Annotated in this window: 16 protein-coding genes; 1 reads left to right on the forward strand and 15 read right to left on the reverse strand. The window is 68.6% G+C overall.

Features of this window, described 5'->3' with window-relative positions; all coding sequences use genetic code 11:
- Positions 1-214 precede the first annotated feature (214 nt).
- From ACZ56V_RS37125 to ACZ56V_RS37155, 7 genes are all read right to left on the reverse strand, one after another.
- Entirely contained in the window at positions 215-409 is a 195-nt protein-coding gene (locus ACZ56V_RS37125; protein WP_468948035.1) for a DUF5999 family protein, read from the reverse strand.
- 54 nt (positions 410-463) lie between these two features.
- On the reverse strand, positions 464-892 hold the full coding sequence (locus ACZ56V_RS37130) for a DUF6302 family protein (protein ID WP_468948036.1): 429 nt from the start codon (positions 890-892) through the stop codon (positions 464-466).
- A complete protein-coding gene (locus ACZ56V_RS37135; RefSeq protein ID WP_468948038.1) occupies positions 880-1350 on the reverse strand; it encodes a DUF6415 family natural product biosynthesis protein in 471 nt (156 codons plus the stop codon). Before ACZ56V_RS37135 ends, ACZ56V_RS37130 begins: the two co-directional genes overlap by 13 nt.
- A 32-nt stretch (positions 1351-1382) precedes the next feature.
- Positions 1383-1910, reverse strand: a complete 528-nt coding sequence (locus tag ACZ56V_RS37140) for a hypothetical protein (protein WP_468948040.1) — start codon at positions 1908-1910, stop codon at positions 1383-1385.
- On the reverse strand, positions 1907-2086 hold the full coding sequence (locus ACZ56V_RS37145) for a hypothetical protein (protein WP_468948042.1): 180 nt from the start codon (positions 2084-2086) through the stop codon (positions 1907-1909). The genes ACZ56V_RS37140 and ACZ56V_RS37145 overlap by 4 nt, the downstream gene beginning before the upstream one ends.
- The gene (locus ACZ56V_RS37150) at positions 2083-2223 is read right to left on the reverse strand and encodes a hypothetical protein (RefSeq protein ID WP_468948043.1); all 141 of its coding nucleotides are present in this window, start codon (positions 2221-2223) and stop codon (positions 2083-2085) included. The genes ACZ56V_RS37145 and ACZ56V_RS37150 overlap by 4 nt, the downstream gene beginning before the upstream one ends.
- Before the next feature lie 216 nt (positions 2224-2439).
- The gene (locus ACZ56V_RS37155; RefSeq protein ID WP_468948045.1) at positions 2440-3645 is read right to left on the reverse strand and encodes an XRE family transcriptional regulator; all 1206 of its coding nucleotides are present in this window, start codon (positions 3643-3645) and stop codon (positions 2440-2442) included.
- Positions 3646-3830: 185 nt separating this feature from the next.
- Between ACZ56V_RS37155 and ACZ56V_RS37160 the strand changes: the two genes are divergently transcribed.
- On the forward strand, positions 3831-4463 hold the full coding sequence (locus tag ACZ56V_RS37160) for an HAD-IA family hydrolase (RefSeq protein ID WP_468948046.1): 633 nt from the start codon (positions 3831-3833) through the stop codon (positions 4461-4463).
- 598 nt (positions 4464-5061) lie between these two features.
- On the opposite strand, the gene ACZ56V_RS37165 is transcribed toward ACZ56V_RS37160, so the two are convergent.
- From ACZ56V_RS37165 to ACZ56V_RS37200, 8 genes are all read right to left on the reverse strand, one after another.
- Positions 5062-5970 carry a replication-relaxation family protein gene (locus tag ACZ56V_RS37165; protein ID WP_468948048.1) on the reverse strand — a complete coding sequence of 303 codons (909 nt, stop codon included), beginning with the start codon at positions 5968-5970 and terminating at the stop codon, positions 5062-5064.
- 419 nt (positions 5971-6389) lie between these two features.
- Entirely contained in the window at positions 6390-7088 is a 699-nt protein-coding gene (locus ACZ56V_RS37170; RefSeq protein ID WP_468948050.1) for a hypothetical protein, read from the reverse strand.
- A 122-nt stretch (positions 7089-7210) separates the two neighbouring features.
- Positions 7211-7549 carry a hypothetical protein gene (locus ACZ56V_RS37175; RefSeq protein WP_468948052.1) on the reverse strand — a complete coding sequence of 113 codons (339 nt, stop codon included), beginning with the start codon at positions 7547-7549 and terminating at the stop codon, positions 7211-7213.
- An 18-nt stretch (positions 7550-7567) separates the two neighbouring features.
- On the reverse strand, positions 7568-7987 hold the full coding sequence (locus tag ACZ56V_RS37180) for a hypothetical protein (protein WP_468948054.1): 420 nt from the start codon (positions 7985-7987) through the stop codon (positions 7568-7570).
- 57 nt (positions 7988-8044) lie between these two features.
- A complete protein-coding gene (locus ACZ56V_RS37185; protein ID WP_468948056.1) occupies positions 8045-8623 on the reverse strand; it encodes a hypothetical protein in 579 nt (192 codons plus the stop codon).
- Between the two features lie 53 nt (positions 8624-8676).
- On the reverse strand, positions 8677-8994 hold the full coding sequence (locus tag ACZ56V_RS37190; RefSeq protein WP_468948058.1) for a hypothetical protein: 318 nt from the start codon (positions 8992-8994) through the stop codon (positions 8677-8679).
- Complete coding sequence (locus ACZ56V_RS37195; RefSeq protein ID WP_468948060.1) at positions 8991-9356, reverse strand: Mom family adenine methylcarbamoylation protein; 366 nt, start codon at positions 9354-9356, stop codon at positions 8991-8993. The genes ACZ56V_RS37190 and ACZ56V_RS37195 overlap by 4 nt, the downstream gene beginning before the upstream one ends.
- Positions 9357-10293: 937 nt before the next feature.
- Positions 10294-11049 carry a transposase family protein gene (locus ACZ56V_RS37200; RefSeq protein WP_468948125.1) on the reverse strand — a complete coding sequence of 252 codons (756 nt, stop codon included), beginning with the start codon at positions 11047-11049 and terminating at the stop codon, positions 10294-10296.
- Between the last annotated feature and the right edge of the window lie 23 nt (positions 11050-11072).

The raw sequence follows: 11072 nt of genomic DNA on the forward strand, positions 1-11072 counted from the left end.
TCGGTGTGCCGACGCCTCGCACGGCGCCCATCCGCAGCCACAGGATTCCGGCATGGCGGTCGTGCAGCCGGTGCTCGTCGACGTAGGCGATGCCGCCGCTCCTGTTGAGCGGGGCGGCGCTCAAGCCGGGGCTGTTCGCGGATCTCACCGGTCCAGGGTGCGATGTACGGGACCGTCATACCGTTCCATATGAACCGGGCCGGGGCGGAGGTGCTCATGCGCTCACGCCCACGGGGACAGGCCGGTGCGGAGGGAGTGCACGACCGTCGGGCAGAACCTCGCCGGAGTCGTCGAACCGGACGATGCCGTTGCACAGGGGCGCCCAGCCCTGTTCGTCGTGGCGGGCCAGTATGGCGGCCGCATCACGATCGGCCGCGTTCGCGGTGAGACAGGGCGTTTGTGCCGACACATGAAGGTTTTCCTTCCGGGGCGAGCGAGACGGTTGGGGCCCTCTTCGGCCGCCCTACGGAGCTGCGGGGGAACAGCCGAGGGCGGCCGAAGAGGGGGCACAGGAGTGGCCCGGGACCAGGCCGTAGAAGGCCAGGCGCTCGCGCTCGTCCGGCCATGTGGCCAGCGGGCGGTCGCCCCATTCGACGACGTACGAACTCTGTGGTGAGCTGCGCCAGGTGACGCGCACGTCGGGGAACCCGCCGAAGGGCGCCAGGACGTCACGGACAGCGAGCGCGATGGCCAGGTTGTCAGCGCCGAACCATCCGCCGCGCCTGGTCCGGCCCGTCGGCATGGCGAGTAGAGGTATGCGGAACACGCGGATGGCGATGCTCTGCGACAGCAGCTCGGCGTCGACGCGGGCACGAAAGTAGTCGAAGTCGTAGGCCTCGGTCGGCGGCATGAGCGTGACGGCTGGCTCAGCCGCCCCCGTCACGAGAAACACGGGAGTGCCTCCCCCTCATCGTTGGGGAGCAGGATCTCCAGCAGGCCCTCTGCGGCCGAGGCCAAGCGGCGAAGATGGCCGAGCGGAGATCCCGTCGCCCCGGGCACCGGCTGCGCCCTGATCTGCCGCGCCCAGTAGATGAGGCGTTCTCGCTTCTCAGGGTCGTCACCGGGCTGCTTCCTCTCGACGGCGTCGACCAGGACGGTGAGATGCCCGGGAGAGGTGGCACTGCCGCGGAACCGTTCGATGAGCGCCGGAATCGTCTCCTCGTCGGGAGCGAAGCCGTCCCCGACCACCGTTGCGACGTCGTCGAAAGCCTCGTCGACGGGAAGTCCTGCGCGGAGCAGTTCGGCAATGCGTTCAAGAGCCTCGTTGCGCTGCGTCCAGGAGGGTCGGTGCCAGCCCGAACCGGGTTCCCGGATGGCGATGGGCTCTGTGGCAGTTGCGGCTGGTGGCACGGGGTCGATTCCTTCGGGGGGTGGTGGAGAGGTCATCGCGCTACCGCCGACGTGCAAGGGCGGTGCGTAGCGTGCGCGATGAAACTGAAATGGTCGGAGAGCCAGCGCAGGGTTTCTTCGTACGGCTCATCAGCCGGCGACACCGCGGATCGGTCGGCGGTCACCACGCCTTGCGCGAAGCCTCCGCGAAGCATGCGGAGGATCTTGAGCCACTCTGTGCGTTCCCACGGCTGTACGTTCGTGGTGACGTCGACGAAGCGGCCGACCACGTGCCATCCGTGGTCCCGCGCGTAGGTTTCTGCGGCCGTGATGGCGCGGGAGGGGTCCCCCGCCATCGTGTTGGCGTAGAGCAAGACCTTGTAGGGCGTCTTGGGGACAGTGATGGCCGTGTCGAGCGTTGAGCGGCAGAGCTGGGAGAGCCGGGCGTGTCGGTTCGCCGGGATCCACGGCTGCGGGGCGAAGTCCCACCACGAGTCGTTGAGGCTGTTGCCCGGGACGGCTGGCCAGCTGGGGGAGGGGACGGCGTCCAGGAAGGCGGCGATCTGCTCGGCGAGGCTCATCTGTGCGGCCTCCCGGTCTCCGGCTCGGCGAGGGAGGCGAAGAGCTGGGAGCGGCGACTGCGCTGCAGGGGGAGATGGTGCAGCGGCGGAGCTGCCGGAAGTCCGAAGGCTGCAGCCGCGTCGGCGAGGGCGAGACGCCGGAGGCGGTCGCCGGCGGTACGGCGCGGGCTGGTCATGACGCGGCCTCCGCCGCGGGGGCCGGGCCGGGGATACGGCGCGGGTAGAGGATCGCGCCGATCTCCTCGTAGAAGGCTTCCATCTGCTCGGCCGTGAGGACGAGCGCCAGGTCGTCGACTCGCTGCGTGCCACGCATCAGGGTGAGCGGGACGGCGATTCGGCCAGCCTGGGTGTGGTGGAGCGGAGTGCCCTCCGCGCGCTCTACCCGTAAGGCGGGTAAGGACGCGACGGAGGCCTCTTCCGCAGAGTTACCCTTCGTCATGGCTCAACAACGTAGGGCCATTTACGCAGGTCGACCCTGAATCCAATTCAGGGCTGATTGGGATTCAGGGTCGGCGCGGCTTGTTCAGGGTCAGGCCGCGATACCCATGTGGGTGGCCACCTTGCGCAGGTCGTCGCGGAACAAGGGGCGCTCCCGCTTAAGCAGGTCGGTCACAGCCTCCCTGACCAGCGGTGAAAAGACGATCTCCTCAGGCGACTGCTCCAGCAGCTTGGTGAGCACGTGCACGGTGGCGTAGTCGTCGCGCTGGATCCGGTTGCAGTTCATGACCTCGATCAGGTACCGCGTCCTCCGCTCCAGCGGCAGCTCGGGGTTGATCTCCACCGTGTCCGCCAAGCGGAGTGCCTCGCTCGCGTTGCCCTCCTCGGCGGTGAGGTGCACCTCGTGCATGGCCACGTTGGTGGGCCCGAAGCAGGTGTGCCAGTCGTTGCGGTCCGAGCCGACGCGCTCGGCCGCCGACTTCGCTCCCCGATAAAGGTCCCAGGCTGCAGGCCCCTTCGTGGCGCGCACCGCGGCGACGGCTGCCTGCAGGTGCAGCGCCCCGTAGGCGGACCAGTGCGCGGCGTGCGAGTCGTCGTCCGGTGCGCAGTTGGCGATCGTGGCGCGCGCGAGTTCGACGCTGTCGTGGACTTCGCCGGCGGAGGTCAGGACGCACGACAGGTTCCAGGCAGCGGCCGCGATGAGGGCGGGATCGCCGGAGTTGTCAGCGAGCGACAGGCCACGGTCGGCGGCGATACGGGCGAGGGTCGGTTCCCCGACGCGGCGAAGCCAGATCTGATGGAGCCCGTACAGGCTGACAAGCTGGCGCAGTGCCACGCGCTCGTCGGACCCTGACGCGTCGCGCAGTGCCGCGTGACCCTGACGCAGGAGTGCGGGGAGGCGGGCGCCGACGTCTTGATACCGGCCCTTGGACTGGGTTTCGTACACCTTCCACGCGTCGGAGACGTCCTTCTTAAAGTCGTCGACGGCGACCGAGCCGACAGCCGCGGGAAGTAGCGACGACGGCAGCGACAGGGCGCTGCGAATCTCCGGGACGTGTTCGTGCTCGGTGTCCAGGCCGGTCCCGACTCCAGACAGGAAGCCGCCTGTGAGGTCTTCGAGGGAGCAGCGCAGGACCCTTGCCAGGTCGAAGAGCAGGGACAACTTGTCGATCGGGATCTGCTCGTGCTCTACCTTGTAGACCCAGTTCTCGGAACGGCCGATCAGTTCCCCCAGCCCCTTTTGAGCCAGTCCGCGGCGCTCGCGGTAGTACTTGACTCGTTGGCCGATGGTGAACAAATCCCGTGCATTCAACATCATTTGACCTGTTCTCCGCAGGGGTAGGGAGCTCAAAACCAGCGTAGGCCGGTTGGCCGTCCAGAGGGGGATACTGGACGTCTCTCCCCCCGAGGGAGGGCCTCTAAAGGTCCCTGGCTGAAGTTGGCCGGGATCGCCCTTACGACGCGTCTCGCAAGGAGCCCCCTTTGTCCTCCTCCTACCGCGGCCTGATCCTCGACTTCGGCGGAGTCCTCACCACCCGTATGCGGCTGAACGGTCAGGCCTTCGAACGATCCGAGGGCCTTGAGCCTGGCGCCTACTTCCACGCCCTGAACGAAAACCCCGAGGGCGTAGCCGTGTACTCGAAGCTGGAAGTCGGTGAGGCTACGCAAGAGGACTGGAACCGGGTGATCGGCGGCATCCTCGGTATCGAACCCACCAACCTGATGCGCCGGGCGCTGGCCAACCTCCGTCCCGAGCCGGCTATCGTGGCGGCCGCGGACCGAGCCCGCGCTGCCGGGATCAAGGTGGCGATGCTCTCGAACAGCTTCGGCCTGGAGCCCTACAACCCGTACGAGGCCTTGGGCATGTGGGAGGACGCGTTCGACGCCGTGGTCCTATCCGAGCGGGAGGGAGTCCGGAAGCCGTCAGCGTTCATCTACCAGCGGGCACTCGACGCGCTGGAGCTGGAGGGACCGGAGTGCATCTTCGTCGACGACCATGCCGAGAACTTGCCGCCGGCCGAAGCTCTTGGTATCCGCACCATCCATCACACAACGGACCCCGAGGGGACGGCCGCACAGCTTGACGCGCTTTTGAAGCGTGCGGCAGCCGCTTGAGCTAGGGCCGCAGGGAGTGCAGCCGCTCGGCGATGGTGAAGGGGGTCGAGCGGCAGAGCACGAACATCAGCGATCAGCTCACGCCAGGCCGCGAACTTCGTGTTCACTCACTCCCCCGTGCATCCCCAGGTATGCCAGTCCCGTTCGGCTGACAGGTGTCCATCAGGGTGCCGATGTACTCGGAGATGTGCGCTGCGGTGGTGGAGGGCTGAGCAATCCGCCCATTGGCCTCGCGCCAGGTTTGGAAGCGGTTCATGCGTGCGACGGTCTCGGGCTGGGCCCGCCGGCCATCGCCCGCGCTCTGGTGTGCTCCGGCTCGCGCGGCGAGGTCCGCGTCCACAGCCCGGCGACCGAGGACTACCAGGTCTTCGGGCCGGCCGACCGATCGAGGTCCTGGTCGAAATCGGCAGGCAGCTCGCCCGGTCGGATGGGGGACGCCCGTTGTGGCCGGGGGCTGTGCCGCGTACGTCGGCTGATGGCCGCCGTCCGTCCTGTGGAGCACCCCGGCAATCCTGATTCAAACAAAGCCTGATGGCCGGAGCGGAGAGGTGGCTGCCTCTCCGCTCCGGCCATCGAACGGCGTGGGTGAAGGGGTTTGTCAAAGGTCGGTCCACGGGCGGGGTTCTCCGCCGGTCAGGGGGACCCATACCGCCTGCGTGGGCCCGTGGTCCTCAATGTCTTCGAGGACGGCCGCGCCGAGGCGAACCTCGCGGGCGAGGTGGGCGACGAGCGGGTGCTGGGCGACCATCGCCTGGAGGTCGCTGATCCGGTTGTCGAGCCTGGTGCGGGAGGCGCCGGTGAGAATGAAGAGGACGCGGGGAAAGACCGGATACCAACGGACCCAGGCCGGTCCTGCCGTGTTCGTCCTTCGGCGGCCGACGGGCTGGGCCTCGTACTGGAACAGCCGGGCGTATTCGATCAGTTTCACGGCCAGTCGTTCGCTGCTCATGGTGGTGCGATCGACTTCGATGAAGGCGCGCAGCTTCTGTCTCTGGTCGGGGCCGGCAACCGTGTAGTACATGACCGCGTCGGCCATGACCCGTTCTCCTTCGCCGATGGAGTGGGACACCTCCGGGGTCCAGTCCCACGGGCCGTGTTCGTGCCCGAGGCGACGGGCGTCGGCGGCGAAGGCCAGGTGAGCGCGTACGACGGTGAGCGTGTGGCTGGTCTTCAGTGAGGCAGCGGTGGCCGAGGTGATGGGGTAGGGCGGCCGGCCCCGCAGAGCGGGCAGATCGCGGGCCAGGCGGGCCCCTTCTGGTGTCAGATACCAGGCGTGGGTGCGTGAGCGGTTCATATTCGGCAGCACCGTGGAGTCGACGAAGCCGTCGGAGCGCAGCTTGTTCAAGACCCTGGACATCAGCTGGCGTGTCCCGTCGGGACGCAGCATGCTGCGCAGCTGGCTGGTGGTGGCAATGCGGTGCTGGGCCAAGGCGGCCAGCACCTGCAGGCGCAGGGGTTCGCTTGAGTGCAGGCTGGTGGGTGCAGTTTTCTGTGCCGGGCTGGTCATGCCGATCCTTTCCACGTGCGCGAGCCTGGGGCCGCTCCGCTGCTGATCAGCAGACCCTTCTGCCCCGACCAGACCCCCGACCATGGGACCCTGACCATGGTCACGAACGCGTAACGTCCCGGTCGTGGCGCTGTGGTCGGGGCTGCCCAGCTCCGGCCACGGGGCGGGCGCTTGGGCGAAAAGGTTGGCGGCCGCCCTGGCGCCTGGCTGTGTCAGAGCGGCAGGCGCCCGGCACGAAGGCCGGCCGGAGGGAAGGTGGGCGATGGCCGGTCCGCAGCAGCCGCAACTGCTGCGGGACGCGGTGGCGAGCCGCGTCATGCCGGCCATCGTGCGGCGCCCGGCCCGCAAGGGACCAACAATCCCGTAACCGGAGGCCGCGTCTGTGGGGCGGTGGGCGGATGAGCGCTCACCGCCGGTTGTCACCTTCGGGGGCTGCGCTGGGCGGCCTGCTCGAGGATCCGCCGGCGTGTCCACCGTCGGCGCCCGCCCTTCTCCGAGAGAGCGTCGGGGGTCTCCAGGAGGGGAAGGTTGCCCTGGGAGAGGCTGCTGGAGAAGGTGTTGACACTCTTGAACCCCAGCAGCGCGGCTGCCTGCGTGGCTCCCAGGAGCTCGTCCGGGTCGCCGTCGACGGGTACGTCGGGCAGTGGCGGCGCGGTGCGCTTGACGCCGGCGCGTCGGCCGCGGCCGGGCCGGGTGGCCATCCAGTCCAGCAGTGTCTGCACGCGCCACAGCTGCCGGCGGTAGGGGTTCGCGGAGGTACCCAGTTCTTCGACGACGTCGGGGTCGGGGAAGTAGCCGGGGTGGTCGCGGACGTAGGTGTTGACCTGGTTGGAGTTCCTGTATCCCAGGAACCTCGAGGCTTCGGCCGCGTTCAGCAGGTCCTCCGGGTTGCGGGAGGGCGGTGTGTGCTCGCGGAGTCTGGCTTGGCTGCGGTCCGCGAACCACTCGGTGACCTCCGCGTGGTTCCACAGACGGGCGCGGCCGCGCATGCCGGCGACCTCGGGGAATCCGTTCTCGGCGCGGTCGCCGTAGAGCATGCTGATCCGTGCGGGAGACAGGCCCTGTTCGGCCGCGATCTCGGCAGCGTCGGCCAGGCGAGGCTCACGGCGCGAGGTCATGGCACAACTCTCCTGTCTGCAGGACGAGCCGGCCTGTCCGACCCACAACCCACATAATGGCAGGAGTTTGGGGTGGGGGTCTAGTTCGCTGCCGACGTTTCCCGCGCGTCGGCCCCAGCGGATCAGTCCTCGGGGACCAGGCTCACGCCGCGGCGGGCCGCGTCCTTCGCCATCTGGGAGTAGGCCATGGCAGCCGGAGTGCTCTCCCATTCGGCCAGGGCCAGTATCAGGACCAGTTCGTCGCGGTCCTGGGACGCCTCGCACGGCAGGCCAGCTGCCGTCACGGCAGCCATCAGGTCCTCGGAGGACTTCCCCGCGCAGCGGGCTGCCACGGCGCGGCGCAGGCTTTCGAAGCCCTGCTGGTACAGCTCACTGGCTTCGTGCAGGAGCAGCATCAGGTCAGCGTCGTGGCTGTCCGGGGCGGCCGCGGCCAGGTCGAGGAGGCGCTGCGTGGTCGTCATCATCAGAAGTATGCCCCTTCAGAAGGGGGCGGCGGATCGGCGGACATGATCAGTGGGGGTGGTGCAGCCGTCACACAGTGCACGGCCGGGGCGCAGGGCCAGCTCCGGGTTCTTGCGGGGTTCGTGCTTCAGTGCCTGGCGGACCTGGTTCTGCAGGGCGGTGAACTCCGGGCCGTCGTCCGGGCAGACGATGCCGGGGTCGGGTGCCTCGTCGTGCGCCGCATGTCGGATCAGGTCGGTGATCCGCCAGTCCGGACGGAAGCTGTCGCCGCGCGCCTGCTCGACCTTGGCGTACAGGTCGGCCAGCCGCGGCCGCCGCCCGACGGCGAGCAGCAGGTCGCGGCGGGAGGCGAAGACGCACAGCGAGCAGGAGCATCGCGAGCTGCCCAGCCAGTCACCGGCGCCGGGTACGGAGTCGTAGGTCCAGCAGGAGGGCACCGGAGCATCGGCGTGCCACTCCTTGACCGCCTCGGTCGTCCAGTCCTTGACGGGCAGCTACTCGTCCACGATCCGCGCGCCGTTCGCCTGCACGGTGCGGAAGGCCGGGCGCTTCTTGCGATCGGCTCCCTCGTCGCTGCGCAGGCCCAGGACCTTCAAGATCCGAACCGGCCGGCCGAGCTCTCGGCTTCGGCGGCTGACCATCGGCGTCCAGGCGCTGGAGACCACACCTTCCTTGGCGGCCTTGCGGCAGTACGGGCTGCCCGTGCGGGGGAACCGTCCGTAGGCCGTGATCTCGGTGAGCAGGCTGTGCGGCATCCGTGTGCCGTCCGGGCCCGGCAGCGTGCGGGTGACCTCGACGTGTCGGTCGGCCGGCACCCCGAAAGCGGCGCTCTGCAGTGCGGCGAGCTCGGACACCCCCGGGTAGCGGATGCCGTTGAAGACGACCGGCGGCCACTCCAGCACTCCCAGGCTGGAGTGGTAGGAGATCACCCGGTCGTCGACGCCGGCGGCTCGGGCGGCGTCCATGAAGACGGCCATCATGACCGCGCTTTCCTTGCCGCCGGACAGCTGAGGGGCGAGGAGATCGTACGAGGTCAGGTCGGGCGTAGTGGGCGTAGCAGGGCGAGAAGGCATGGGAACTCCAGACGAGTGGGACGAGCTGGCGGGCATCGGTGTCGAAGAGCTGCTCACGCCGCCGTGTGCTCGAGGTCGGGGTGCTTGGGGTAGGGCTTGAGCGAGGGGACGCCGAGGCGGACGTCCTCCCGCTCGCGGCGGGACCGGCCGAGCCGGAAGACCCAGCGATGAGCACCGCGGCGGCGGACGTTGCGGGCGCCCACCGCCTCCAGGGCCTCGCTCAGCCACCGTGCCCGGTCGCACCCGGGCCGGGGCCGCGGTGCGCCGAGCGCGATGAGCTGAGCCGTGGCGTACTCGTGGCCCTGCTCCTGGCGGCGGATCTTCTGCGCCGTCCGGTCATGGAAGACGGTGCCGTCCGGCAGGAGCTTCACCGTGCGGACGGACGCCCGGTGTACACGGCGTTGGTCGCTGCATAGATCGTCCCGACATGGCCGGGCATGACCAGGAGCCCGGAGGCGGTCCGCCGCGGAACGGGGTCGGCGAACGAGACGACTCCGCGCACTCCCTCGGCGAGCAGTCGGTCGAAGCAGCGAGCGAGGAACCAGCTCTCGGCGTTGCCGGGACACTCGTCCAGCAGGACGAAGCGGGAACACTCCACGGACTCGGTGAAGGGGCGCAGCTCCGGCAGGGGCTTGGTGAGAACAGCCGTGTTCACCGGTACTCCGAACACGGCAACGCCCGTGAGTCGGCGCTCGCTGTCGACGGTGTCGTACAGGCCGAACTGCACCTTCACGGCGGGATTTATCTGCAGCTGTCAAGTAGCAGCCCAGGTCGAGAGCTTGCAGGGCGTGTAGGCACGTAAGGCACTTGCACCACGCCATTGCCGGAGATTCCGGGCGTCGACGTTTCCTCCTCACACGGCGGAGAGGAGTACCTGGTTCCACCGCAACCTGGGCGATGTTGGCCCCACAGGCAGCTCCGAGCGGCAGGCCCGGGCGTCGCCCTATCTGGCGCCGTGGCGGGTTGGGGTCAGTTGTGCCGGGCGGAATACAGGAGGTACTCCCGCTGCGGTCTAGACCCCTCGGCGATATCCCAAAGCGGGACCGGCACACCTTGGAGGCGACGTTGGACGGGGCTACCAGGGCGTGTATCAGGACGAACCTGCTCCAAGTCGCGTGAGGAAGCATCGGAGACCACGGCTTCGAGGACCACGGACGAGGCCCTGCGGCCATCAGACAAGTCTTTACCGTGGTAGGTGACGTCGGCGTACGCGGTCAGGGCGCGGTCACGCACGCCCTCTGGGTCGTCCTCGGTGAGCACATGGACCACACAGCGGCGCGAGATGCCGTCGCCTCTCAGCGGGCGGAAGATGGAAACGAACGTCCCATAGGTGGTGGTCCTGATGCCTGTGGTTTTCGTGCACGGGGTAGGTAACCATGATCAACAGAGCACTGCTGCTTCGTCTCACCTCCGTGACTTGCTCTTCGCGCGCTTTCTGCAACCAGCCATCGGTGCCGCCTCGGACCCTAACGCGATCGACAGCCCATGGTGGGGGGAGCCGCAGCTACCCCACGCTGGGGAACGGTGTGCCGCCGCAGCGGAGGGTTGACACGGCTGGGTGGCGGTCTGGCCCAGGATTCGTTGCTCAGGGCCACTCGTGGCCGTCGAGTCGCCCGATGGTGACCGTTCGGAAAATGTGGTGCTCAACACAGCAGGAGCCCTTTCCTATCTCAGGTTGAGGCGTGGTGAAGGACGACGACAGCCTTCACGATGTTGGTGATCCGGTTGGTGCTGCAGCGGAGCTTGCGTAGCAGGCGCCAACCCTTCAGGACGGCCATGGCCTGCTCGCCGAGGCGCCGGACTTTGGCGTGGGTGCTGTTGTGCCGCCGCTTCCAGCGCTTGAGCCGGCGGCCCCGGAAGGGTACGCGGACGTGGCGGCCGGCCCCTTGGTACACCTTGTCCGCCCAGCACTTCAGCCCTGCTGTTGCGAACGCGTCGATGATGCCGTGTTCGCGCGCGGCGGTCAGGTCGTGGGTGGAGCCGGGCAGGGCCGCGGAAGCCCACAGCAGTCGGCCGAAGGGATCCGCGATGACTTGGACGTTCATGCCGTGACGCTTGTGTTTTCCGGAGTGGTACGGGGTGTCGGCGGCGATCCGGTCGATGGGCAGGAGGGTGCCGTCCAGGATCACGTACGCCTTCGTCCGGGCGGTCGTCATTGCCTGGGCCAGGGTCTGTGCCTGGGCGGCCGGCACTTCGACGGCCTCGCGTATGTAGCGGTAGACGGTCGCGATGCCGATCCCGAACACTGCGGCGAGCTGGGCGTACGTGTCGCCGCATCGCAGGTGGGCCAGGGCGAGCAGGGCCTGACGGCCGACGGGCAGACGCCGCCATCGCGTTCCGATCTCCCGCCGGTGAGCCGCCAGTTGCCTCGTCAGGTGCCGCAGCGTGCGGCTGGACAGATCGATCGACGACGGGTAAACAAGCACGCGAAGCTCCTGGCGGACACGGG

It is taken from the genome of Streptomyces sp. NPDC034099 (genome assembly GCF_055575415.1).

What these genes read in the sequence shown, in the direction of transcription:
- ACZ56V_RS37145 (WP_468948042.1), bottom strand. Translation starts at nt 2,086, where the DNA reads ATGACCAGCCCGCGCCGTACCGCCGGCGACCGCCTCCGGCGTCTCGCC.
- ACZ56V_RS37175 (WP_468948052.1), bottom strand. Translation starts at nt 7,549, where the DNA reads ATGACGACCACGCAGCGCCTCCTCGACCTGGCCGCGGCCGCCCCGGAC.
- ACZ56V_RS37140 (WP_468948040.1), bottom strand. Translation starts at nt 1,910, where the DNA reads ATGAGCCTCGCCGAGCAGATCGCCGCCTTCCTGGACGCCGTCCCCTCC.
- ACZ56V_RS37170 (WP_468948050.1), bottom strand. Translation starts at nt 7,088, where the DNA reads ATGACCTCGCGCCGTGAGCCTCGCCTGGCCGACGCTGCCGAGATCGCG.
- ACZ56V_RS37185 (WP_468948056.1), bottom strand. Translation starts at nt 8,623, where the DNA reads ATGCCTTCTCGCCCTGCTACGCCCACTACGCCCGACCTGACCTCGTAC.
- ACZ56V_RS37165 (WP_468948048.1), bottom strand. Translation starts at nt 5,970, where the DNA reads ATGACCAGCCCGGCACAGAAAACTGCACCCACCAGCCTGCACTCAAGC.
- ACZ56V_RS37150 (WP_468948043.1), bottom strand. Translation starts at nt 2,223, where the DNA reads ATGCGTGGCACGCAGCGAGTCGACGACCTGGCGCTCGTCCTCACGGCC.